Source organism: Streptomyces sp. Y7, assembly GCF_043195415.1.
Lineage (GTDB): Bacteria > Actinomycetota > Actinomycetes > Streptomycetales > Streptomycetaceae > Streptomyces.
On record NZ_JBIDDQ010000037.1, the window covers coordinates 45,898 to 68,958 of the forward strand.

The 23,061-nt window shown below is 70.8% G+C and carries 16 protein-coding genes; 8 read left to right on the plus strand and 8 right to left on the minus strand.

Annotated elements, in window-relative coordinates; translation table 11 throughout:
* Positions 1 to 158: 158 nt before the first annotated feature.
* Complete coding sequence (locus ACGFW6_RS42045; RefSeq protein WP_393522130.1) at positions 159 to 1,928, plus strand: glycosyltransferase family 2 protein; 1,770 nt, start codon at positions 159 to 161, stop codon at positions 1,926 to 1,928.
* 17 nt (positions 1,929 to 1,945) lie between these two features.
* Positions 1,946 to 2,926, plus strand: coding sequence for a UDP-glucose 4-epimerase GalE (galE, locus tag ACGFW6_RS42050; RefSeq protein ID WP_393522132.1), 981 nt, complete (start codon positions 1,946 to 1,948; stop codon positions 2,924 to 2,926).
* A gap of 187 nt (positions 2,927 to 3,113) precedes the next feature.
* On the opposite strand, the gene ACGFW6_RS42055 is transcribed toward galE, so the two are convergent.
* The gene (locus ACGFW6_RS42055) at positions 3,114 to 3,752 is read right to left on the minus strand and encodes a TetR/AcrR family transcriptional regulator (RefSeq protein WP_393522134.1); all 639 of its coding nucleotides are present in this window, start codon (positions 3,750 to 3,752) and stop codon (positions 3,114 to 3,116) included.
* A gap of 196 nt (positions 3,753 to 3,948) precedes the next feature.
* Here ACGFW6_RS42055 and ACGFW6_RS42060 point away from each other — a divergent pair, with 196 nt between their 5' ends.
* On the plus strand, positions 3,949 to 4,869 hold the full coding sequence (locus ACGFW6_RS42060; RefSeq protein WP_393522136.1) for an ABC transporter permease: 921 nt from the start codon (positions 3,949 to 3,951) through the stop codon (positions 4,867 to 4,869).
* Positions 4,862 to 5,695 carry an ABC transporter ATP-binding protein gene (locus ACGFW6_RS42065; protein WP_393522138.1) on the plus strand — a complete coding sequence of 278 codons (834 nt, stop codon included), beginning with the start codon at positions 4,862 to 4,864 and terminating at the stop codon, positions 5,693 to 5,695. Before ACGFW6_RS42060 ends, ACGFW6_RS42065 begins: the two co-directional genes overlap by 8 nt.
* 86 nt (positions 5,696 to 5,781) lie before the next feature.
* Here ACGFW6_RS42065 and ACGFW6_RS42070 read toward each other — a convergent pair whose 3' ends face one another.
* Positions 5,782 to 10,713: an NAD-glutamate dehydrogenase gene (locus ACGFW6_RS42070; RefSeq protein WP_393522140.1), complete on the minus strand. Its 4,932-nt coding sequence runs from the start codon at positions 10,711 to 10,713 to the stop codon at positions 5,782 to 5,784.
* Positions 10,714 to 11,632: 919 nt separating this feature from the next.
* On the opposite strand from ACGFW6_RS42070, the gene ACGFW6_RS42075 reads away from it, so the two are divergent.
* Entirely contained in the window at positions 11,633 to 12,199 is a 567-nt protein-coding gene (locus ACGFW6_RS42075; protein WP_393522142.1) for a DJ-1/PfpI family protein, read from the plus strand.
* Between the two features lie 171 nt (positions 12,200 to 12,370).
* Here the strand turns inward: ACGFW6_RS42075 and ACGFW6_RS42080 are convergent, their stop codons facing one another.
* Complete coding sequence (locus tag ACGFW6_RS42080; RefSeq protein WP_393522144.1) at positions 12,371 to 13,036, minus strand: HAD family hydrolase; 666 nt, start codon at positions 13,034 to 13,036, stop codon at positions 12,371 to 12,373.
* Positions 13,037 to 13,112: 76 nt separating this feature from the next.
* Positions 13,113 to 13,628, minus strand: coding sequence for a DUF6912 family protein (locus tag ACGFW6_RS42085; protein WP_393522146.1), 516 nt, complete (start codon positions 13,626 to 13,628; stop codon positions 13,113 to 13,115).
* A gap of 327 nt (positions 13,629 to 13,955) precedes the next feature.
* Between ACGFW6_RS42085 and ACGFW6_RS42090 the strand changes: the two genes are divergently transcribed.
* Positions 13,956 to 14,828, plus strand: coding sequence for an Rv3235 family protein (locus ACGFW6_RS42090; RefSeq protein WP_393522149.1), 873 nt, complete (start codon positions 13,956 to 13,958; stop codon positions 14,826 to 14,828).
* Between the two features lie 156 nt (positions 14,829 to 14,984).
* Here ACGFW6_RS42090 and secA read toward each other — a convergent pair whose 3' ends face one another.
* A complete protein-coding gene (gene secA, locus ACGFW6_RS42095) occupies positions 14,985 to 17,837 on the minus strand; it encodes a preprotein translocase subunit SecA (RefSeq protein WP_393522152.1) in 2,853 nt (950 codons plus the stop codon).
* Between the two features lie 271 nt (positions 17,838 to 18,108).
* Here secA and ACGFW6_RS42100 point away from each other — a divergent pair, with 271 nt between their 5' ends.
* Positions 18,109 to 18,690: a GNAT family N-acetyltransferase gene (locus tag ACGFW6_RS42100; protein ID WP_393522155.1), complete on the plus strand. Its 582-nt coding sequence runs from the start codon at positions 18,109 to 18,111 to the stop codon at positions 18,688 to 18,690.
* A gap of 73 nt (positions 18,691 to 18,763) precedes the next feature.
* Entirely contained in the window at positions 18,764 to 19,963 is a 1,200-nt protein-coding gene (locus ACGFW6_RS42105; RefSeq protein WP_393522158.1) for a winged helix-turn-helix domain-containing protein, read from the plus strand.
* 15 nt (positions 19,964 to 19,978) lie between these two features.
* Here ACGFW6_RS42105 and ACGFW6_RS42110 read toward each other — a convergent pair whose 3' ends face one another.
* The 3 genes from ACGFW6_RS42110 to ACGFW6_RS42120 form a co-directional block, all read right to left on the minus strand.
* Positions 19,979 to 20,725 carry a response regulator gene (locus ACGFW6_RS42110; protein WP_393522161.1) on the minus strand — a complete coding sequence of 249 codons (747 nt, stop codon included), beginning with the start codon at positions 20,723 to 20,725 and terminating at the stop codon, positions 19,979 to 19,981.
* 201 nt (positions 20,726 to 20,926) lie between these two features.
* A complete protein-coding gene (gene hpf / locus ACGFW6_RS42115) occupies positions 20,927 to 21,619 on the minus strand; it encodes a ribosome hibernation-promoting factor, HPF/YfiA family (protein WP_393522185.1) in 693 nt (230 codons plus the stop codon).
* A gap of 315 nt (positions 21,620 to 21,934) precedes the next feature.
* Positions 21,935 to 23,041, minus strand: a complete 1,107-nt coding sequence (locus ACGFW6_RS42120) for a ComF family protein (RefSeq protein WP_393522163.1) — start codon at positions 23,039 to 23,041, stop codon at positions 21,935 to 21,937.
* Positions 23,042 to 23,061 lie beyond the last annotated feature (20 nt).

Here is a 23,061-nt window from a genome sequence, read left to right on the forward strand (position 1 = left end):
TCGCCCGGCCTACGATCCCGATGACGCACCCCTTCCGGCCCGAACCTCCGTCGCACGCGAGTGAACCGGGGCCCGGGCGCCGCCGTCTTCCGGCTCGGGCCGCCCGTCCGGCCCCGCGGGCGGCACCCCACCCTTCCTACGATCCGGAACGCGGCCCCATGGACCCTCACGCCCCGCACACCACGCCCGCACCGCAGGTCGGCGTCGTGGTCATCGGCCACGACGACGCACCGCACGTGACGTCGGCGGTCCGCTCGGCGCTGGCCCAGGGGCCCGTCGTCGGCGAGGTCGTCGCCGTCGACGACCGCTCGACGGACGGCAGCGCGGAACTGCTCACCCGGCTCGCCGCGACCGAACCCCGGGTGCGGGTGGTCCGGCGCCGGGTCCACAGCGGCGGCCGCGGCAGCCCGCGCAACACCGGCCTCGACCGGGTGACCTCGCCGTACGTGATGTTCCTCGACAGCGACGGAGTGCTGCCGCCGGGCGCGGTCGACGCGCTGCTCAGGGCGGCGAGGGACGCGGGCGCGGAGGTGGCGGGCGGGCTGGGTGTGCGGCGGGAGCTGCCCGAGGGGCACGCGGGGCGTAGGGGGCGTGCAGAGCGCGAAGTGCTTGAGGGACATGCGGGACGCGAGGTGTCCGAGGGACGCGAGGTGTCCGAGGGACGCGAGGTTCCCTGGGAGGCCGGGCTGTACGCCGCGCGCGCCGTGTACGAGCGCCCTGCGCAGCGCCCGCGTCTGGTGCACGACACGCTGTGCGCCAACAAGCTCTACCGCACCGCGTTCCTGCGGGAGAACGGCATCCGCTTCCCCGAAGGGCGGATCGCCCACGAGAACCTCGTCTTCAGCGCGCGCGTGCTGGCCGCCGGCCCGCGCGTGGCCCTCGTCCCGAACCGCGTGCACGTCCGGCACGTACACCGCTCGGCCGACGGGCCTCCCACCTCGCTGGAGCGGACCGGCATCGCCGACTGGCGGGCGCGCACGGAAGCGAGCCGGGCGGCGTACGAGATCCTGCTGAGCGCCGGGTGCAAGGAGCTCGCACGCGAGGCGCGGGCCAGGTTCCTCGACCACGAGCTGCGGATGTACGCCCGCGAGCTGGAGGTGCACGACGCGCACCACCGGCGCACGTGGTGGACGCTCACGCGGGCGTATCTCGCGGAGTACGACGCGTCCGACTGGGAGTACCGCCCCACCGCGCCCGGCTGCCTCGTCGGCCGTGTCGTCCTGGCCTCCCCGGAGCCCCGCGACCTGCCCCGCATCCGGGATCTGGCCTCCCGCCCGGCCCGTCTGCTCCCTCCCTACGCCCACTCCCCCGACGGCACCCCCGTCTGGTCGGCCGACCTTCCCCGGATCACCCTCGAACCCCTGCTGACCCGCCCCGTCCGCTTCCTCCCGCTGGCTGTCGACGCCGAACTGCGGCCACGCGCGCGCGGCGCCCTCCTGCGGCTGCGTCTGCACGAGCTGTACGGCAGGGTGGCGCAGGCCGGGCCGGAGGCGCTGGAGGTGGAGTGGCGGTGCCGGGCGACGGGGCGGACGGCGGGACCGCGCACGACCGTGGGGCTCGCCGCGGAGGCCGACCGGGGCGAGGGCGGGGGCGGCCTCTGGTCGGCGGAGGTGCCGGTGCGGTGGGCCGCGTTCGCGGTCGGCCGGAGGCCCGCCGGCGCGGCGTCCGCGTGGGATCTGTGGCTGCGGGTGCGTTTCCGGGGCGGCGCGTACCGCGAGGTCACGGCGCGGCTGCGCACGGACGCCGTACCGTCGCGCCGGTGCGCCGTGGTGCGCGCCCGGCACGCCGTCGTACTCGTGCGGCCCTGCACCGCACACTCCGGGACACTGGCCCTGCGCGTGGCCCCCGTTCTGGGGGGAGTCATGTCAGTTGTCCGTGGCGGGCTCCGCCGCCTGCTTCACTGTCACTCACGACCACAGGCCCACTGACGAGGGGACGCACGCACATGTCCTGGCTGATCACCGGCGGCGCCGGTTACATCGGAGCGCACGTCGTACGGGCGATGACCGAGGCGGGCGAGCGCGCCGTCGTCTACGACGACCTGTCCACCGGCATCGCCGACCGCGTGCCCGACAGCGTGCCGCTGGTCGTCGGCTCGACGCTGGACCGGGAGCGCGTCGCCCGCGCCATCGCGGCCCACCGCATCACCGGTGTCGTCCATCTCGCGGCGAAGAAGCAGGTCGGCGAGTCCGTCGATCTGCCGCTGCACTACTACCGGGAGAACGTCGAGGGCCTGCGGGTTCTCCTGGAGGCCGTGACGGCGGCCGACGTGCGGTCCTTCGTCTTCTCCTCCTCGGCCGCGGTGTACGGCATGCCGGACGTCGACCTGGTGACGGAGGAGACGCCGTGCGTCCCGATGTCGCCGTACGGCGAGACCAAGCTGGCGGGCGAGTGGCTGGTGCGGGCGACCGGCCGCGCGACGGGCCTCTCCACGGCGTCGCTCCGCTACTTCAACGTGGCCGGCGCCGCCGCCCCCGAGCTCGCCGACACCGGCGTCTTCAACCTCGTCCCCATGGTCTTCGAGAAGCTGACGGAGAACGCGCCCCCGCGCATCTTCGGCGACGACTACCCGACGCCGGACGGCACCTGCATCCGCGACTACATCCACGTGGTCGACCTGGCGGAGGCCCATGTCGCCGCCGCCCGCGCCCTGCAGGACTCGCCGGGCCACGACCTCACGCTCAACATCGGCCGGGGCGAGGGCGTTTCGGTGCGCGAGATGATCGACCGGATCAACGCGGTCACCGGCTACGACCGCCCGCCGACCGTGACCCCGCGCCGCCCCGGCGACCCGGCTCGCGTCGTCGCCTCCGCCGACCGCATCGCCACCGAGCTGGGCTGGAAGGCCAAGCACGACGTCCAGGAGATGATCGCGTCGGCGTGGGCGGGGTGGGTGCGGCAGCACCCGGACGCGGCCCGCGACTGACACCGCCCCGCCGATGCGCGGGCCCGCGCCACGAGGCGTTCCGGTAGGCCGGCCCCGCGAGCACCCGGCGACGCCCCTGCCGCGCCGGAGCGGGCCCGGTTCGGGAACACGGTGCCGAGGTGCCGGTGGACGGCGCGTTCGGTGACGACCGGGGTCCGGTGACGCCGCTCCCCCGCGCGCGGATGACTCAGAGCGCCTTGAGCGCCTGCGCGGTGGCACGGGACAGGGCGTCCAGGTAGCCCTTGGGCACCTTGGGGCCGCGGATCACGACGGAACGCCAGTACAGCGGGCCCGAGATCAGATCGAGGGCCAGTTCCTCGTCGATGCCGGGACGCACCTCGCCGCGCTTCTCCGCGGCCATCACGATGCCGCTGGCCACGCTCGCCTGCCCGTCCCGCAGCGCCTTCTGCACGGCCTCGGCGATCTCGGGGCTGCGGGCCGCCTCGGCCTGGAGGTCCGGGAGGATCTGCGAGGCCAGGGGGTGACGCAGGGCGCGCGCGGTCACCTCGTACAGCAGCCGCAGATCGCCCTCCAGGGAGCCGGCGTCCGGGACGGGCAGGCCCATCACGGCCACGGCCGAGACCACGTCCAGCACCAGGTGCAGCTTGGAACGCCAGCGCCGGTAGACCGCCGTCTTGCCGACGCCCGCCCGGCGCGCGATGCCCTCGATCGACATCCGCGCGTAGCCGACGGCCGCCAGTTCCTCGAAGACGGCCGCCCGGATGGCCTCCGTCACGTCCTCCCGCAGGACGGCCGCCCCGGCGGGGGCCCGGCGGCGCGGGGGCGTCTGGGGCTGGTCGGCGTTGGTCGTCATGCCGAACAGCATAGGGCGTTACGACGATACGGTCCCGTCCCCACGTTGCCGTAACCTCGCTCACGCCACGACGAAACGGTTGCGTTCCGACGCTCCTTCGCCCTACGCTCGCGTTGCGACGATACGGTCCCGTCCCGACGTAAGAAAACGTGAAGAGTCACGTAAGAGAACGTCGCCGCACCCCTCCCCCCGAGCGAAAGCAGCGGATGTGAGCCAGGTCCTCGACACACCGCCCCCGACGACACCCGCCCCGGCGGGGCCCGGCCTCGCGGACCTCGCCGCCCGGCACGGTCTCGCCGTCAGCGGTGCCCGCCCCTCCCTGCCCGAGTACATCCGCCAGCTGTGGGCGCGCCGCCACTTCATCGGCGCCTTCGCCACCGCCAAGCTCACCGCCCAGTACAGCCAGGCGAAGCTCGGCCAGGTCTGGCAGGTGATGACGCCGTTGCTGAACGCGGCGGTGTACTACTTCATCTTCGGCATGCTCCTGGGCACCAGCCACGGCGTGCAGGACTACATCCCGTTCCTGGTGACCGGGGTGTTCGTCTGGACGTTCACGCAGAGCTCGATCATGGCGGGCACCCGCGCGATCTCGGGGAACCTGGGCCTGGTGCGCGCCCTGCACTTCCCGCGGGCCGCGCTGCCGATCTCCTTCGCCCTGCAACAGCTCCAGCAACTGCTGTTCTCGATGGCCGCGCTGTTCGTCATCCTGCTCTGCTTCGGCATCCCGGTCGCCGCGTCCTGGGTGCTGGTGCTCCCGGCGCTGTTCCTGCAGTTCACCTTCAACGCGGGCGTCGCGATGGTCATGGCCCGCATGGGCGCCAGGACCCCGGACATCGCGCAGCTGATGCCGTTCGTGCTGCGCACCTGGATGTACGCGTCCGGCGTGATGTTCAGCATCAGCCACGTCACCAGCAGCCACAAGGGACTGCCGTCCTGGGTGCCGGAGCTCCTTCAGGTCAACCCTGCCGCCGTCTACATCGACCTGATGCGCTTCGCGCTCATCGACAGCTTCCACGCGAGTCAGCTCCCGCCGCACGTGTGGGCCATCGCGACGGGCTGGGCCCTGCTGGCGGGCGTCGGTGGCTTCATCTACTTCTGGAAGGCTGAGGAGACGTACGGCCGTGGCTGAGAACCCGAGCGACACCATCCCCACCGTCATCGCCGACGGCGTCGACATCGTCTACCGCGTCAACGGCACCGGCGCCGGCCGCGGTTCCGCCACCGCCGCCCTCAACCGCATCCTGCGCCGGGGGCAGGCCGAGAAGGCGGCGGGCGTGCGCAAGGTGCACGCGGTCAAGAACGTCTCCTTCGTGGCGTACCGGGGTGAGGCCATCGGCCTCATCGGCACCAACGGCTCCGGCAAGTCGACGCTGCTCAAGGCGGTCGCGGGTCTGCTGCCGGTGGAGAACGGCCAGATCTACACCGACGGACAGCCCTCCCTGCTCGGCGTGAACGCGGCCCTGATGAACGACCTCACCGGCGAGCGCAACGTCCACCTCGGCGGCCTCGCGATGGGCATGTCCCGTGACCAGGTCAAGCAGCGCTACCAGGAGATCGTCGACTTCTCCGGCATCAACGAGAAGGGCGACTTCATCACCCTGCCCATGCGCACGTACTCCTCCGGCATGGCGGCCCGGCTGCGCTTCTCCATCGCCGCCGCCAAGGACCACGACGTCCTGCTCATCGACGAGGCCCTGGCGACCGGCGACCGCTCCTTCCAGAAGCGCTCCGAGGCCCGGATCCGCGAGCTGCGCAAGCACGCGGGCACGGTGTTCCTGGTCAGCCACAACAACAAGTCGATCCGGGACACCTGCGACCGTGTCCTGTGGCTGGAGCGCGGCGAGCTGCGCATGGACGGGCCGACGGACGACGTGCTGAAGGAGTACGAGGCGTTCACCGGCGACAAAGCGGCCAAGCCGAAGCCCAAGCCCAAGCCCGCGCCGGTCCCCTCGTAGACGACGTTCCCCCACACATGAGGGCGCCCCGGGCTGTGACAGCCCGGGGCGCCCTCACGCGCGTACGCCTTACGGCGTCACACCGCTCAGGTGTGCGTCCGCAGCAGCGTCCTCATCGTCCGCATCGCCACCGACAGGTTGGCCAGGTCGAACTCGTCCGACCCGCGGATCTCCTCCAGGGTCGTGCGGGCCCGGCCGAGGATCGCGCCGTTCTTCTTCTCCCACACGGTGAAGCGCTGCTCCGGGGTCGCGGTGCCGTTGCCGGCCGCCAGGACGTCCGAGGTCAGAGCCGCGTGGGCGGCGTAAAGGTCCTCGCGGATGGAGGCGCGGGCCATGGACTGCCAGCGGTCCGAGCGGGGCAGCTCGATGATGCGGTCCATCAGCTGGGTGATGCTCAGCCGGTCGGCGAGGTCGTAGTAGACCTCGGCGACATCCATCGGGTCCTTGCCCATGCGGTCGGCCACCGAGACGATGTCGAGCGTCGGGAAGGCGGACGAGAACCCGGCGACCCGCGTGGCGAGTTCGGCCGGGACACCGGCGGCGGTCAGCTCGTCGTAGATCTGCTGGTACCACTCCAGGTCCGCGCCGCGCAGCAGCTTCGGCAGCTGCGACCACACCTGCTCGACCCGGTCGGCGAAGAAGTCGACCGTCTCGGCGAGCTGGAGCGGCTGCTGCCGGTTGTTGAGCAGCCAGCGCGTACCGCGCTCGACGAGGCGGCGCGAGTGCAGCCGGATCCGGGTCTGGACCGCGGCCTCCGCCTTGTTGTCGAGCGCCTCGACCGCGTCCCACACCTCCGCCGAGCGGAAGATCGCGCGGGCCACGGTCTGCGCCCGGACGATCTCCTCCAGCGAGGCCCCGGTCTCCTCGCGCAGCCGGTGCAGATACGTCGTACCGCCCGTGTTGACCGTGTCGTTGACCAGCACGGTCGTGGTGATCTCACGGCGCAGCGGGTGGCTGACGAGGTACTCGGGGAACTGCTCGCGCAGCTTGGTCGGGAAGTACGCGTGCAGCAGCGTGCTCAGGTACGGGTCGTCCGGCAGCGTGGTGTGCAGCAGTTCCTCGGCGACCGTGATCTTCGTGTACGCCATCAGGACGGCCGTCTCCGGGCCGGTCAGGCCGTGGTCGGAGCCCAGACGTTCGCGGATCTGGCGGTCGGTGGGCAGGAACTCCAGCGCCCGGTCCAGGTGCCCCTCGCGCACCAGGTGCTTCATGAAGCGCTGCTGGGCGTGGAGCATGGCGCTGGACTGGGCGAGGGCGTTGGCGATCGCCGTGTTCTGCGCGTAGTTGTTGCGCAGGACGAGGTGGCCGACCTCGTCGGTCATCTCGGCGAGCAGCTTGTTGCGCTGCTTGAGGGTCATGTCGCCGTCGGAGACCAGACCGTTGAGCAGGATCTTGATGTTCACCTCGTGGTCGGAGGTGTCCACGCCGGCGCTGTTGTCGATGGCGTCGGTGTTGATCTTGCCGCCGTGCCGGGCGAACTCGATCCGGCCGAGCTGGGTCAGGCCCAGGTTGCCGCCCTCGCCGACGACCTTGACCCGCAGGTCGGCGCCGTCGACGCGGATGGCGTCGTTGGCCTTGTCGCCGACGTCGGCGTGCGTCTCGGTGCTCGCCTTGACGTACGTACCGATGCCGCCGTTCCACAGCAGGTCCACCGGCGACTGCAGGATGGCCTTCATCAGGTCGGCCGGGGTCATCTTGGCGACCTTGCCCTCGATGCCCAGCGCCTCGCGGATGTGCGCGTTGATGGGGATGGCCTTGGCGCTGCGCGGGAAGATCCCGCCGCCGGCCGACAGCAGCTCGGTGTTGTAGTCCTCCCAGCTGGAGCGGGGCAGCTCGAAGACACGGCGGCGCTCGGCGTAGGAGGTGGCCGCGTCCGGGTTCGGGTCGATGAAGATGTGCCGGTGGTCGAAGGCGGCGACCAGGCGGATGTGCTCACTGAGCAGCATGCCGTTGCCGAACACGTCACCGGACATGTCGCCGATGCCGACGACCGTGAAGTCCTCGCTCTGGGTGTCCACCCCCAGCTCCCGGAAGTGCCGCTTGACGGACTCCCAGGCGCCACGGGCGGTGATGCCCATGCCCTTGTGGTCGTAGCCGGCCGAGCCGCCGGAGGCGAACGCGTCACCGAGCCAGAAGTTGTACTGCTCGGCGACCCCGTTGGCGATGTCGGAGAAGGTCGCGGTGCCCTTGTCGGCGGCGACGACGAGGTAGGTGTCGTCCTCGTCGTGCCGGACGACGTCGGCGGGCGGCACGACGTCGCCGGCCACCATGTTGTCGGTGATGTCGAGCAGCGCCGAGATGAACGTCTTGTACGACGCCACACCCTCCGCGAGCCACGCGTCCCGGTCCACGCTCGGGTCCGGCAGCTGCTTGGCGACGAAGCCGCCCTTGGCGCCGACCGGCACGATGACGGTGTTCTTCACCATCTGCGCCTTGACCAGGCCGAGGATCTCGGTACGGAAGTCCTCACGCCGGTCGGACCAGCGCAAGCCCCCGCGCGCGACCTTGCCGAAGCGCAGGTGCACGCCCTCGACGCGGGGCGAGTAGACCCAGATCTCGAACGCCGGGCGGGGCGCCGGCAGGTCGGGGATGGCCTGCGGGTCGAACTTCATGGAGACGTAGTCGTGCGGGTGTCCGCCCGCCGCCTCCTGGAAGAAGTTCGTCCGCAGCGTCGCCTTGATCACCGTGAGGAAGGACCGCAGGATCCGGTCCTCGTCGAGGCTCGCGACCTGGTCGAGCGCCGCGTCGACCTCTTCGAGCAGCGCGTCGACGATCTCGTGGCCCGCGCGCTGGCGGTCCGGCGACATCCGCGCCTCGAACAGGGAGACGAGCAGCCGGGTGGTGTGGACGTTGTTGCGGAGGGTGTCCTCCATGTAGTCCTGGCTGAAGGTGGAGCCGGCCTGACGCAGGTACTTCGCGTACGCCCGCAGCACCATCGCCTGCCGCCAGGTGAGCCCGGCGCCCAGCACGAGGGCGTTGAAGCCGTCGTTCTCGGCCTTGCCGGTCCAGGTGGCGGCGAACGCCTCCGAGAACCGCTCGCGCGCGTCGTCGCCGAGGTACTCGCCGCCGGCCTGCGGGGCCATGCGCAGACCGAAGTCGTAGATCCAGGCGACACTGCGGTCGGAGCAGCGCAGCTCGTAGGGCCGCTCGTCGACGACCTCGACGCCGAGTCGGCTGAGGACGGGCAGGACGGCGGACAGGGAGACGGCCGCGCCCTTGCGGTAGATCTTGAAGCGACGCTCCTCGGGGGCGGCGCCGACCGGCTCGTACAGGCTCAGCGAGAAGTTGTTCTCCTCGGTGAGCTGCTCGATGTGGACGAGGTCGGAGACCGCCGCGCGCGGGGAGTGGTCGGCCTTGTAGCCCTCGGGGAAGGCGTTGGCGTAGCGGCGCGTCAGCTCGGCGGCGCGCTCCTCGCCGAGTTCGGCGTTGAGCGCGTCGGTGAAGCCGTCGGCCCAGGAGCGGGCGGCCTCGACCAGGCGGGCCTCGATGCGCTCCTTGTCCGCGTCGGACAGCTGCGGCAGCTCGGTGCCCTGCGGGACCCGGACGACGAAGTGCAGCCGGGAGAGGATCGACTCGGTGTTCCAGGCGGTGAAGTCGACGCTGGTGCCGTCGAGCTCCTCCTTCAGGATGTCGATGATCCGCAGCCGCACCCCGGTGGTGTAGCGGTCGCGGGGCAGGTAGACGAGGGCCGAGTAGTAGCGGCCGTACTCGTCCTGGCGCAGGTACAGCCGCAGCCGGCGGCGCTCCTGCAGGTACAGGACGGAGGTCGCGATGCGCTGGAGCTCGGGGACCGGGGTCTGGAAGAGCTCGTCGCGCGGGTACGTCTCCAGGATCTGGAGCAGGTCGCGGCCGTCGTGGCTGTGGGGCGAGAACCCGGCGACCTGGAGCACCTCGTCCACCTTGCGCCGGATCACGGGGACGCGGCGGACGGACTCGGTGTAGGCGGCCGAGGAGAACAGGCCCAGGAAGCGGCGCTCGCCGACGACCTCGCCCTTCTCGTTGAACTTCTTCACCCCGACGTAGTCGAGGTACGACGGCCGGTGCACGGTGGCGCGGCTGTTGGCCTTGGTGAGGATGAGGAGCTTGTGCTCGCGGGCCTTGGCGCGGGCGTCGGCGGGCAGCCGCTCGAAGGACGGGCTGACCGGGTGGCTGTCGGTCTCGGAGTGGTGCGGGTCGGAGCGCAGGATGCCGAGGCCGGTGCCCGGCACGGCGGCCAGCGAGTCGTCCTCGCGCAGTTCGTACTCGCGGAAGCCGAGGAAGGTGAAGTGGTCGTCGGCCAGCCAGCGCAGCAGCTCGCGGGCCTCCTCGAACTCCTGCTCACGGAGGTCGGAGTGGGGCTCCCGCGGCAGCTCGTCGGCCATCCGCAGGGCCAAATCCCGCATCTTGCTCCAGTCCTCGACGGCCTCACGGACGTCGGACAGGACGCGCAGCAGGTCCGCGGTGATCTGCTTCAGGTCGCCGCGGTCGGTCTCCCGGTCGATCTCTACGTGGATCCAGGACTCGGTGTGGGTGTCGTGCGGCAGCTCGCCGGTGGGCGGCGTGGTGAGCACCTCGATGAGCTTGCCGGTGACGTCGCGGCGGACGAAGACCTGGGGGTGGATGACCACATGGATCCCCCGCCCCTGCCGCGTCAGCTCGTTGGTGACGGAGTCGACGAGAAAGGGCATGTCGTCGGTGACGACCTCGACGACGGAATGGCTGCACATCCAGCCGTTCTCTTCGACGGTGGGCGTGTGCACCCGCACGTTGGCCGTGCCCTGGGGGCGGTTCTCGGCCAGCCGGTAGTGCGAGAAAGCGGCTCCGAAGATGTCGACCGGGTCGCGGTCGGTGAGGTCCTCGGGGGCGGTGTGCAGGTAGTAGCGCTGGAGGAACGCGAGCACGGTGTCGTGGTCCGGGGTGCCGGAGCTGCTCGCGTCCGTGTTCCCAGTCGGTAGGTACCCCCCGACCGGGCTGTTCTCAGCTACCCGGGCGGCCCTCTCGAGCAGCTCGGCCTTGGCTTCGTCCAGCTTGGTCTGCATTGTCCTCTGGCTCCTGTCGCGCGCCGTTGCGTGACGTTGAAGGAAGTACGGTCTCTTCCCCTCCGGTGTAACGCCTCGACGCGGGGTGTCCGGTCTGCTTCGACGCTATGCCGCAAGGTGAGATGAGCGGGGGTATATGAGCCAATCTTGAGCTGCACCCGAGGTGTGACGCTGTTTTTTGCGACGCCCTGACCCGGGGTGTACATGGCCTGCCGGGAGCCCCTACGGCTCCCTCCCGCCCGCGAGGACCAGCGACTGCCGCCCGGTCACGGATGTCATCCGTGCTCACCGGGCGCAGGGCAGGGGCAACAGTGCCCCCGCGAGCTATCGCGCTGATCACGCCACTAAGGCTATCGCTCCTTACAGGGCCTCCGTCATGAGCCGTATGTGTACAAAACCATGGGGAGAACTTTGACGTTCTGCACAGGGGCAAACGGGGCGGGGTGGGCGTAACTGGCGGGGCCGGACAGCAAGGGGGAGCCTGAGATGGAGGGCCGGGACGGCGCCCCGGACCGGGAACCGGGCCGGAATCACGCCATCCGGGCTGGAGCGGTGTCCGAAAACAGACGTCACTCGGAGACGGTGAGGTCGGGTCCTGCTCCGTCGGACGACCGGCGCCGGTGCGGCTGCGGCGGGCGGTGCGGTGCGGTGCGGTGCGGCCGGGCTGAGTCGGCGCGGTTGCGCAGCGGGGCGCGAGGTGGCGGGGCCGCGAGGTGGCGGGACGGCCCGGCTGGTGGCACGGGCGGCTGACGGCACGGCCCGGCTGGTGGCACGGCGACGCGTGGTGTGGGCAGACCCGCGATCCGTACCGCGCGCCCGGCGGACCGGCAATCCGCGCCGCGCGAGCCCTTGGCAAGCCCGCTGCCCCGAGGCACGTTGCCCAAGAAGCAGGACGGCCGAGAAGAGGAGCGCACCCGACATGACAGCGAAGATCCTCATCGTCACCGGCGACGCCGCGGAGTCCCTGGAGGTCCTGTACCCCTACCAGCGCCTCCGCGAGGAGGGCTACGACGTCCATATCGCCGCCCCCACCCGCAAGAAGCTCCAGTTCGTCGTCCACGACTTCGAACCCGGCTTCGACACCTACACCGAGAAGCCCGGCTACACCTGGCCCGCCGACCTCGCCTTCTCCGAGGTCGACCCCGGCGACTACGCGGCCGTCGTCATCCCCGGCGGCCGGGCCCCCGAGTACCTGCGCAACGACCCCGAGCTCCGCAAAATCCTCAAGTCCTTCTTCGACTCCGACAAACCGGTCGCCCAGATCTGCCACGGCCCTCTGCTCACCGCTGCGATCGACAGCCTCAGCGGCCGCCGCGTGACGGCGTACCCGGCCCTGGAGCTGGACATGCAGGCCGCCGGCGCCACCTTCCAGGATGCCGAGGCGGTCGTCGACGGCACCCTGGTGTCGTCCCGCGCCTGGCCGGACCACTCCGCCTGGATGCGGGAGTTCCTGACCGTCCTGCGCGCGAAGGCACCGGTGACCTGAGGCACCCGGCAGCGGTCGGCGCGGTGCGCGTGGCTCCGCCGGCGGGGGCGCCGCGCCGTCCGGGGGGGGTGCCCGGTGCGTGTGGCTCCGCCGGCGGGGGCGCCGCGCCGTCCGGAGGTTGCCCGGGGCGCCGCGCCGTCGGCCTGATGTACGCGGTGCCCCGACCGCCGCTCACGCAGCCAGCCGCTCCGCCTCCGCGACGGCCTCACCGAGCGTGTCCACCACCGGCACGCCGACCATCTCCAGGCTCGCCCGGCTGTGCGACCCGCCGGTGTAGAGCACGGCCCTCGCCCCCACGTGCAGCGCCGCCACCGCGTCGTCGGCCGCGTCCCCGATCACCACCGTGCGGGCGGGGTCCACGCTCGCGAGCGCCTTGAGGTGCCGCACCATGTGCTCGGCCTTGCTGCCCCCGGACGGCCCGGTCCGCCCGTCGACCCGTATGAAGTGCTCCTCGATCCCGAACCCGCGCACCAGGGGGACGAGCTCCTCGTGCCCGTACATGCTGAGGATGGACTGGCTGCGTCCCCCCGACCGCCACCGCACCAGCAGGTCCCCCACGCCCTCGGTGAGCCCGCACCTGACCCGGTGCTCGGTGTAGTACCGGTGGAAGGTCTCGTCCATGACCTCCCACTCGGCATCGGTCGGCAACCGCCCCAGCAACCGCTCGTAGAACTTCGGCACCGGGACGCAGTACAGCGTGCGGTACTGCTCCATCGTGATCGGTTCGAGCCCGAGCTCGCCGAACGCCGCGTTCGTCGCCCCGATGATCGCGTCATTGTCGTGGAAGAGGGTCCCGTTCCAGTCCCAGACGATGTGCGCGCCTACTTGCATCCCCATGTCGAAAACCGTACCCGCCACCACTGACAATCATGAGAACAGCGGGTCGACGGGGCAGCACCGCATCGGGCCGGGCTCAGTCCCCCAGCCCCACCAGGTTCGGAATCTCCTGGGTGGCGAACCACAGCAGCTCATGGTCCTCGGCCCCGTCCACGACGAACTGCGCGTCGTCGTCCCCGCCGTCCGCCGCCTCCAGCACCTCCGCGGCCGCCGCAACGTCCGTCTCGGCGTCGTCCGCGTCGACGTGCACGGCCGCCGCCTTGGCCAGCGCCACGCCCCCGGCGATCCGCACCTCGCCCAGCGCCGAGGGGTCCAGCCCCCGGTCCGGGTCGGCCACGGCCGCGCCGTCGGGCACGTCCACGGCGACCACGACCCGGCGCCGCACGGCCTCCGCGTCCGCCGCGAGCAGCCGCAGCGAGGCGAGCGCGGCCCGGTTCAGCGCCGCGTACTCCAACTCCTCGATGTCGTCGGAGAGATACCACTCGCGCAAGGCCGGCGTGACGGCGTAGGCGACGAGCGGTCCGGCCCCCAGCTCTCCCGTCTTGTACGCCTCGGCGAGACCGGGGAGGGTCAGAGGGACGTAGACGCGCATGGCTGACCACTTTCGTGTTCGTAGGGCTCCGCGAGCACCCGGAGAGGGCTGTCCCGCACCTCCCGGAGAGCCTTCAGGATACGTGCGGGTGTCCCCTTTCGAGTCCCCACCATGGCCCTCCGAAGCGTCCACTCCGGGCCGCGAACTCACCCTGGGCTCCCTTGCAACCACGGCCTTCCGCGGGCACGGACCACCCGGATAGGTGAAGTTTCCCGCCGCCCGGCGCGAGCCCCCGCTCGCTTGCCGCCGGCCCCCGGAGCCCCGTACAAGATCACCATCCACGAAGTTACTGCCCGGTATCTTCCGGGCCCGCCGAACGGGGACTCCATGCACAAGGTCATGACCAGGACGCAGCACCGCCTCGGCGGCCGCCCGCCGACCCGCCGCGACACCCGCCGCCCCGCCGGCTCCCCGCCCCGCACCCCGAGCGGCGGCACGCCCCGTACGGCGTCCCCCGGAGACCGCCCACCCGGCTCCCCCGGCGCGACGGGCTCACGCACCCGCACCAGGCCCACGGACAGCCGCCCGCCGACCGCTCCGACCCCTGTGCCGCGCCCTGCCCGCTTCCCGGCCACGGACCGCACCCCAACAAGTGACCGCTTCCCGGCAACGGACCGCGTCCCCGCAGCGGACCGCGCCCCGACAGGGGATCGCACCCCGACGTCAGGCCGCATCCCCGCGGCGGACCGTATGCCCGCGTCCGGCCGCATCCCCGCAGCGGACCGTATCCCCGCGTCCGGCCGCACCCCCACCGCGCGCCGTATGCCCGCGTCCGGCACCACCACTGCAGCGAGCCACACCCCCGCAACCCACAGCCTTCCGGCAGCCCCCACCGCCCCGGCGCGGGCCGCCATCCCGCAGCCCCGCCCCACCGACGTCTTCGCCGACCGTCTGCTCCTGGTCCTCAGCGGCCAGCGCCCCGTCCACTCGATGCTCCGCCACACCGCCGGCCGGGCCTACGACGAACTCGCCTGGCTCGCGGAACGCGGCCCCCTGCGCACCCGCGGCAGCCGCCCCGTGGTCCGCGACATCGGCTACTTCGAGCCCCGTCCGGGCGCCATCGAGGCCTTCGCCCGCATCGGCGCGGGCGACCAGCTGCGCGCGATGGCGTTCCGCCTGGAACAGGGCGGAGACCTCCGCTGGCGCTGCACAGCGGTAGAACTGGGCGGCCCGCGCAGGCCCCAGGCTCACGACGACTGACGGCGCACACGGCGGACGACGCCCTGGGCCGCCCGAACGCGAAGGGCCGGGCCCCCGAAGGAGACCCGGCCCTTTCAGCCGCTGTACCGGCGCCGGCGGCACCGTCACCGTCGTGTCAACGGCGACAGCGCGGCGCCACGGGCATCGCGCCCGGCGTCACTTCTTGCGGCGGCGACCGCCACGCGCCTGCTTGCGGCGCTCCGCACGAGTGAGGCCGTCGGCCTCGGAGCGGACCGGCTCGTCGTCGTTGGCGAAGTCGCCCTCGACGATGTCACCCTCGCCGTCCACCTTGGGCGCGGTGTAGTGCAGCCGGTCCGGACGCCGCGGAGCCTCCAGCCCCTTGGCGCGGATCTCGGGACGCGCCGCGCCCGCCTGCGCCGGCACCGCGTCCTTCTTCTCCAGGTCGGCCACCGGCTTGGTGTCCTCGACGGGGACCTCCTCGACCTGCTGCTCGACCTGGACCTCCAGGTTGAACAGATAGCCGACGGACTCCTCCTTGATGCCCTCCATCATCGCGGTGAACATGTCGAAGCCCTCGCGCTGGTACTCGACCAGCGGGTCCTTCTGCGCCATCGCGCGCAGGCCGATGCCCTCCTGGAGGTAGTCCATCTCGTAGAGGTGCTCGCGCCACTTGCGGTCCAGGACCGACAGCACGACCCGGCGCTCCAGCTCGCGCATGATCTCGGAGCCGAGCTGCGCTTCACGCTGCGCGTACTGCTCGGCGACGTCGTCCTTGATGGACTCCGCGATGAACTCGGCGGTGAGACCGGCCCGGTCGCCCGCGGCCTCCTCCAGCTCCTCGATGGTGACCTTCACCGGGTAGAGCTGCTTGAAGGCGCCCCACAGTCGGTCCAGGTCCCACTCCTCGGCGAAGCCCTCGGCCGTCTCCGCACCGATGTACGCGTCGATCGTGTCGTTCATGAAGTGCTGCACCTGCTCGTGCAGGTCCTCGCCCTCCAGAACGCGGCGCCGCTCGCCGTAGATGACCTCGCGCTGGCGGTTGAGGACCTCGTCGTACTTCAGGACGTTCTTACGGGTCTCGAAGTTCTGCTGCTCGACCTGCGACTGGGCGGACGCGATCGCGCGCGTGACCATCTTGTTCTCGATCGGCACGTCGTCCGGGACGTTCGCCATCGACATCACACGCTCGACCATCTGGGCCTTGAACAGCCGCATGAGGTCGTCACCGAGGGAGAGATAGAAGCGGGACTCGCCCGGGTCACCCTGACGGCCGGAACGACCGCGCAGCTGGTTGTCGATACGCCGCGACTCGTGCCGCTCGGTGCCGAGGACGTAGAGGCCGCCGAGGTCCTTGACCTCTTCGAACTCCGCCTTGACCGCCTGCTCGGCCCGCTCCAGGGCGGCGGGCAGGTACTGGGCCCACTCCTCGATGTGCTCCTCGGGGTCGAGGCCCTGCTGACGCAGCTCGGCCTCGGCGAGGTCCTCGGGGTTGCCGCCGAGCTTGATGTCGGTACCGCGGCCGGCCATGTTGGTGGCGACGGTGACGGCGCCCTTGCGGCCGGCCTGGGCGACGATGATCGCCTCACGGTCGTGCTGCTTGGCGTTCAGCACCTCGTGCTGGACACCGCGCTTCGACAGCTGCTGCGAGAGGTACTCGGACTTCTCGACCGACGTCGTACCGACGAGGATCGGCTGGCCCTTCTCGTGCTTCTCGACGATGTCGTCGACGACCGCCTCGAACTTCGCGACCTCGGTGCGGTAGATCAGGTCCGACTGGTCCTTGCGGACCATCGGCCGGTTCGTCGGGATCGGCACCACGCCGAGCTTGTAGATCTGGTGGAACTCGGCGGCTTCGGTCATCGCCGTACCGGTCATGCCGCACAGACCGGGCTGTTCCTTGCCGTTGTGGTCGTGGCGCTTGTAGAGGCGGAAGAAGTTCTGCAGGGTGATCGTGGCGAGGGTCTGGTTCTCGTCCTTGATGTCCACCCCTTCCTTCGCCTCGATCGCCTGGTGCATGCCCTCGTTGTAGCGGCGGCCGGCGAGGATACGGCCGGTGTGCTCGTCGACGATCATGACCTCGCCGTCGATGACGACGTAGTCCTTGTCGTTCTTGAAGAGCTCCTTCGCCTTGATGGCGTTGTTCAGGTAGCCCACCAGAGGCGTGTTCACCGACTCGTAGAGGTTGTCGATGCCCAGCCAGTCCTCGACCTTGGAGACGCCGGACTCGTGGATGGCGACCGTGCGCTTCTTCTCGTCGACGTCGTAGTCGCCGGTCTCCTCGATCCCCTTGAGGGGGTTGCCCGCCTCGCCCTTCTTCAGGCGCGTGACCAGCTTGGCGAAGTCGCCGTACCACTTGGTGGCCTGGTCGGCGGGGCCGGAGATGATCAGCGGCGTACGGGCCTCGTCGACGAGGATGGAGTCGACCTCGTCGACGATGGCGAAGTTGTGGCCGCGCTGGACGAGTTCGTCCTTGGACCACGCCATGTTGTCGCGCAGGTAGTCGAAGCCGAACTCGTTGTTCGTGCCGTAGGTGATGTCGCACGCGTACTGCTCGCGGCGCTGAGCCGGCGTCATGTTCGCGAGGATGCAGCCGACGTTCAGGCCGAGGAACTTGTGGACGCGGCCCATCATCTCGGAGTCACGCTCGGCCAGGTAGTCGTTCACCGTGATCAGGTGGACGCCCTCGCCGGACAGCGCGTTCAGATAAGCGGGCAGCGTGCCGACGAGCGTCTTGCCCTCACCGGTCTTCATCTCGGCCACGTAGCCGAGGTGGAGGGCGGCGCCGCCCATGATCTGCACGTCGTAGTGCCGCTGGCCGAGGACCCGCTTGGCGGCCTCGCGAACGGTGGCGAAGGCCTCGGGAAGCAGGTCGTCCAGGCTCTCACCGTCGGCGTAGCGCTGCTTGTACTCATCGGTGAGGGCCCGCAGCTCGGCGTCGGAGAGGTCGACGAAGTCCTCTTCGATGGAGTTGACCTGGTCCGCGATGCGGTGCAGCTTGCGCAGGATCTTGCCTTCGCCTGCACGCATGATCTTCGAGAGGACGGACACGGGGGTTGGTCTCCTTGCCGGTCGGGCCTGGGACGGTCGGTTTCCATTTGGCTTGGCTGAGCAACGGCCATCGTATGCGAGGACCCTGCCGCGCCGGGAGCCTGCCGGGGGCGACGAGCGTCCGCTGCTTCAAATCTCCGTCAAAGGGGACAACGGACGGGGGTCGCGGATGGTGCCGCGTTCCACCCATGAAATGTGCGAAATGCGATCGCGTGCTCACGCACCGCATAAACGTTGGCGCTTGCGATGAACCCGCGAGGAGAATCGGCCGATGGAACCCGTCACGCTCACGACCGCCCGCCTCCTGATGCGCACGGTGGACCCGAAGGACGCCGACGCGGTGTACGAGGCCGCTCAGGATCCCGACATTCAGCGCTGGACCACGATCCCCTCGCCGTACCTGCGCGAGCACGCCGACAGTTTCACGGGGGAACTGGTCCCCGAGGGCTGGCGGAGCGGTTCGATGTTCACCTGGGGCCTCTTCCTTCCCGCAGGGGAGGAACTGGCCGGCATGCTCGGCCTCACGATGCGTTCCATGAGCGAGGCCGAGATCGGCTTCTGGGGCACGAAGCAGCACCGCGGGAACGGCTATGTCACCGAGGCCGTCCTCGCCGCGGTCCGCTGGGCCTTCGTGGAGATGTCGATCGACCGTGTGGAGTGGCGCGCGGAGGTCGGCAACACCCCCTCGCGCACGGTCGCCGAACGGGCCGGATTCACCCTGGAGGGCACGCTTCGCTCCGCGATCGTCAACCAGGGCGTCCGCCGGGACTGCTGGGTGGGCTCCCTGCTCCCGTCGGACCTGGCGCTGCCGTCGGCGGCCCCGTATCTGCCGCCGAGGGAACGGCCCGCCTGACCGCTCGCCGGGCCCGTCGGGCAAAGCCCCAGCTCACCTCGCGTTGTCAGTGCCAAGCTCTAGGGTGCGGACCATGACCACCGTGCACCCCACCATCGACCTCTCGGCCGACGAGGCCCGCCGCGTCGCGCTGCGCGCACAGGGCTTCCTCGGTGCTCTCGACCGCAGGTCAGGCGTCCGCGGCATCCTCCGTCACCTCGGCGCGGTGCAACTCGACACCATCTCCGTCCTGGCCCGTTCCCACGAGCTGATCCCGTACGCCCGCCTGGGCGCCGTGGGCCGCAGGACGGTCGAGAAGGCGTACTGGAACACCGAGTCCACGGGCACCGCTCCGGCCCGGCCGCACGCCTTCGAGTACTGGTCCCACGCGGCCTGCATCCTCCCCGTCGAGGAGTGGCCCCACTTCGCGTTCCGCCGCCGCGCCTATCGCAACCGGCCGCACTGGAACCACGAGCTTCCCGACGGCGCCTACGACCAGGTGATCAAGCAGCTCCGCGCGGAGGGCCCCCTCACGGCGACCGAGCTGGGCGGCGCGAAGCGCACGAGCGAGTGGTGGGACTGGTCAGGCGCGAAGGTCGCCGTCGAGCGCGCCCTGATGTACGGCGAGGTGGTCTGCGTCGAGCGCCGCGGCTGGAAGCGCGTCTACGACCTCGCCGAGCGCGCCGTCCCCCAGTCCCTGCTGCACGACGAGCTGGACGACACCGAGTGCCTGCGCCGGCTGGTCCGTCTGGCCGGTCAGTCCCTCGGCGTCGGCACACGCGCGGACATCGCCGACTACCACCGGCTCAAGGGCGAGCAGGTCGACGCGGTGATCGCCGACTCCGGCCTGGTCCCGGTCACGGTCGAGGGCTGGGGCAAGCCGGCCTGGGCCGACCCGGCGGCCCTGGAGACACCCGCGCGCGGCCGTCACCGTACGACGCTGCTGTCCCCGTTCGACTCCTTGATCTGGGAACGCGCGCGCACGGAGCGGATCTTCGGCTTCACGCACCGCCTGGAGGCGTACGTACCGAAGCAGAAGCGGGTCTACGGCTACTTCGCGATGCCGGTCCTGGCCGGCGGCCACCTCGTCGGCCGTGTGGACCCGGCCCGTGAGGGCCGCACCCTGGTCGCCAAGCAGGCCACGCTGGACGGCCCGAAGGCGGTCCCGGCGGTGGCGCAGGCGCTGGTCGAGGCGGCGAGCTGGGTGGACTGCACGGACGTAAGGGTGGAACGGGTCGACGCCCCGGAGCTGCGCGAGCCGCTCGCCAGGGAACTCGCCCGCCTCACAGGGTGACGCTCGGGGTCCGGCTCAGCGGATCTCGAGGATCTTCTCCCGCATCGCGTACACCACGGCCTCCATCCTGGAGTGCAACTGAAGCTTCTCCAGGATGTTGCGCACGTGGTTCTTCACGGTGTTCTCGGAGATGAACAACTCCTTGGCGATATCGCGGTTGTTCATCCCCGTCGCGACGAGCTTGAGGACCTCCAGCTCGCGATCGGTCAGCCGCGGCGCGGGCACGAGCCGGCGCTCGTCCGTCCGCTGGATCATGGACTTGAACTCGGTGAGCAGCTTCGACGCCATGGACGGGCTGATCTGCGACTGCCCGTCGGCGACCGCGCGAATGGCGGTGGCCACCTCGTCCGTGGAGATCTCCTTCAGGAGATAGCCGGTCGCGCCCGCCTTGATCGCGTCGTAGAGGTCGGCCTCCTCGTCGCTGATCGTCAGCATGATGATCTTCGCGCTGGGGGCCACCTCCTTGATGGAGGTGCAGGCCTCGATACCGCCCCGCTTGGGCATCCGCACATCCATCAGGACGATGTCCGGCAGCAGGTCAGCGGCCTTGTCGACGGCCTCCGCGCCGTCTCCCGCCTCCCCGACCACCTGGATGTCCTCCTCGGCAGCGAGCACGATCTCCAGTCCGCGGCGGAACAGGGCGTGGTCGTCCACGACGAGGACTCTGATCGGCTCCTTGCGTGGAGAGCCCGCGTCAGGGCCCGCGCCGACGATGTCACCGTCGGCACCCTCGTCCCGCATCGGTCCGAAGCTGTCCGCCATCGTTCCTCCCCCTGAAGGCTGCGGCTGGTCATATGCCATCGCCAACCCAAGGCAGCGGCCCACCGGTTGGGCCGGTCCGGCCATGATTTCATGCCCGACCGGCACTCCGGTGACGAGCGGGGCGCGAAGTGGTCGCACACCGGTGCCCCTGGGGGCGCACATGCGCTCCAGGGGCACCGGCTCAGCTGTCGGCCGGGTGGGTCAGCCGCCCAGCGTGCCACCAGCCGCGGGAGATTGCGCCTGGGTCACCATCGGATCCGTGTTGAGGTGGATGACCCCGTAGTCATAGGCGTGCCGCCGGTAGACGACACTCGGTTCCTTCGTCTCGGAGTCGACGAAGAGGTAGAAGTCGTGCCCGACCAGCTCCATCTCGTAGAGAGCCTGGTCGAGGGTCATCGGGGAGGCGACGTGCGTCTTCTCGCGTACGACGAGGGGCCCTTCGCCCTTCACCTCCAGCGAGCCGATCTTCTTGGTGGGAACTCCGTCCGGCTCTTGTTCCTGGAAGGCGTGGCCGTTGCCGTTCAGCGTCGCCGCGCCCGGAACGTGGTCGGGAACCTCGGCCGCCGTGAGTCGGCGGGCACCTCGGCGCGAGAAACGCTTGTCGTGCTGCTTGCGCAGCCGGGCATCCAGCTTCTCCGCAGCCAGATCGAGTGCCGCGTACGGGTCGCTGGCCGCTGCCTCCGCCCGGATCACCGGACCACGGGAGCGGAGCGTGATCTCCACTCGGTCGCTGCGGTCGGCCTGTCGCGGGTTGGGCTCCTTGGACACCTCGACGTCGAGGCTGATCACCTTGGCATCGAGCCTCTGGATCTTCTCCAGCTTCAGCTTCTCGGCCACGTGCTTGCGGAACCGCTCGGGCACCTCGGTCTTGCGGCCCTTGACGACGATGTCCACGCAGAACTCCGTTCCCGGATCGCCCCGCTCCATCGGCGGAGCATCTCCCTTTTGCACCAGACTCCGGGGAACCCCGGAGCCTCGGACTCGGTGACTTCCACCTCCTCCTCCCCCATGGGCAAGATCTCCACCCCATGGCCGCGGCTGATTGCGCAAAACCCGCGGCACGGCATTCGGATATGGCGGGGATGGCCTGCGCCTTTCCCTCACAACCGAACATATCTCGCCCGGACGGATGTCGTCACCCTCTACTGCGGCGTACCTCCGTTCAGGTGAATTGACCCTCTCGTTACCTGCAACGATGCAAGTTCTCACTCAGTTCCGGTTTATTTCGAAAGAATCCGGAGGCGCAGCGACCACTGCGGCGCGGATCAGGTCATCAGGCCGTCCGGTGGCCATGATTCCCGGCACCTCACGCGTCCGCCGCACAGCGCCCTCCGTAGATCCGGTCTTCCGTTCTCCTCTGCTTTCCCGACTTCCCGCTCGATACACAACGGTTGGCCCGCCACCACACCCCGCGGGCTCCGCGATCCCCCATCTATACGCGTCCACCTCCCCTTCCGTTCCGTCGTACACGCGCCGTCCTCCCTCGCCGAGCGGATCCACCGGCTGCGCCCCGCACGGCTCCCGCCCCACCCCGGGCGGCTCCACCCGCTCCGGTGCACGAGCGCCGGCCCTCACGGCCTCCGCTGCCATCGCCCGGCGCAAGGCCCGCGCGGCCTCCGCCAGGGACGCACCCGTCGTCATCAGGTCGTCGACGAGCACGACCGGTCCACCACCGGCGAGCAGCCGTCCTCCCCCGGTCGCGACCGTCAGCGCGCCCGCGAGATTGTCCAGCCGCTGCCGGGAGTTGAGCCCCGACTGGTCGGCCACCGCACGCCGCTGCCGCAGTACGGCGAGCACGCGGGCCGGCGTCCCGGCCCGCCGCAGCTCACCGGCCGCCGCCAGCGCGATCCGCCGCGCCGGATCATGCCCGCGGGCCCGCACGGCACCCCGTGCCGACGGAACGGGCACGAGCAGCACCGGCGTACCGGCGCCCCGAGGCGGCAGCCCCGCCTCCGGCGCCCACGCCTGGGACCCCCGGTGGCGCACAGCCCGCCCCGACGCCCCGACGCGGGCAGCATCCGCCTCCCGGAGCCCTGCCCGCACAGCTCCGGCCAGGGCCGTCCCGAGCGGCGCCGCGAGTGCCAGCGCGCCACGTTCCTTGTGGGCCAGCAGCACGGCCCTCGCCTCGTCCTCGTACCGCGCTGCCGCGTGCACGACCGGCAGCCCGGACGGCTCCGGCACCGGTCGTACCCGGCTCGGTGCGGTCCCGCTCAGGACGGCACGGCACTCCGGGCAGAGCACCGTACGAGGCTTCCCGCAGCCTCCGCACTCGGCCGGCAGCACCAGATCGGTGAGGTCCTGCCACCACCCCCGCATGCCCACCACTGTGCCAACGC